General features: G+C 70.6%; 2 protein-coding genes. One reads left to right on the top strand and one right to left on the bottom strand.

Going from position 1 to position 1,130, the window contains the following annotated elements:
• On the bottom strand, positions 1 to 388 hold a 388-nt coding region (locus tag AB0I77_RS53840), incomplete at its 3' end, for a MarR family transcriptional regulator (protein ID WP_363290376.1).
• A gap of 218 nt (positions 389 to 606) precedes the next feature.
• Between AB0I77_RS53840 and AB0I77_RS53835 the strand changes: the two genes are divergently transcribed.
• On the top strand, positions 607 to 1,130 hold a 524-nt coding region (locus AB0I77_RS53835), incomplete at its 3' end, for a GH25 family lysozyme (RefSeq protein WP_363290375.1).

Genomic DNA, 1,130 nt, shown 5'->3' with positions numbered 1-1,130 from the left:
CCTCACGGACCCTGCCCACCCGGCCGCGGCCGGTCGCCGTGAGGGCCACAAGCCAGGCGCGCCCGTCGGCGGGATCCGGCTCGCGGGCGACCAGGCCCAGCTCCTCCAGGGCGCGCAGCTGGCGGGACATGGTCGCCTTGCCGACGCCGATGTACGCGGCCAGTTCGGTGGCCCGCTGCGGGCCGTGCTCGTCGAGGCGGACCAGCAGGCCGTACGCCGCCGACTCCAGGCCGGGGTGGACCTCCCGCGCCATCTCCCCCTGGCTGGCCCGGGCGCGCCGCAGCAGTACGGTCAACTCGCGTTCCAGAGCCAGGAATTCCTGGTCTGCACCACTCGGCGACATCCCGGCGGCGCCGAAAGGTCCGTCGCCGTTTCCGTCCTCGTGCACGTCAGCACCCCTGATCGGTTTCGCGGTCCTGAAAGTTTCTGCCACACGCCGCCGTTGCCGCAGCTCCGTCAGTATTTCGCAGGCGTAGACCAACGGCAGCGTCCGGGCCCTCTTCCCAGCCCGGGGTCTACGTGCGTAGCTTTTTACCGCCACCTACATGACATGCCCACGCCAGTGGGTCAACCGCGGTCCCCCCACCTCTCCCTCGGAGGCACGTCATGCTCGTGCACAGACCCGGTTCCTCCCGCCGACACGCGGCCACGGCACTCGCGGCCGCGCTCCTGTCGGTCCTCGCCCTCACTCTCCCCCTGACCAGCGCCCACGCCGCGACCACCCCCGCCCGCGGCTCCGCCCACATGGGCATGGGCGTCCTGGCCCACGACGGCCAGGACGGCACGCCCAACACCGGCGACGCCACCCAGACCGAGGGTGTCGACGTCTCCAGCTACCAGGGGAACGTCGCCTGGTCGACCCTGTGGAGCAGCGGGGTCAAGTGGGCCTACGTCAAGGCGACGGAGGGCACGTACTACACGAACTCCTACTTCACCCAGCAGTACAACGGCTCCTACAACGTCGGCATGATCCGCGGCGCCTACCACTTCGCGACGCCGGACACCACGAGCGGCGCCACCCAGGCCAACTACTTCGTCGACCACGGCGGCGGCTGGTCCCGGGACGGCAAGACCCTCCCCGGGGTCCTCAACATCGAGTGGAACCCGTACGGCGCCTCCTGCTACGGCAA

It is taken from the genome of Streptomyces sp. NPDC050619, assembly GCF_040654815.1.
Lineage (GTDB): Bacteria > Actinomycetota > Actinomycetes > Streptomycetales > Streptomycetaceae > Streptomyces.
The sequence above is the reverse complement of the archived record's forward strand: the minus strand, read 5'-3'. Positions and strand labels throughout refer to the sequence as shown.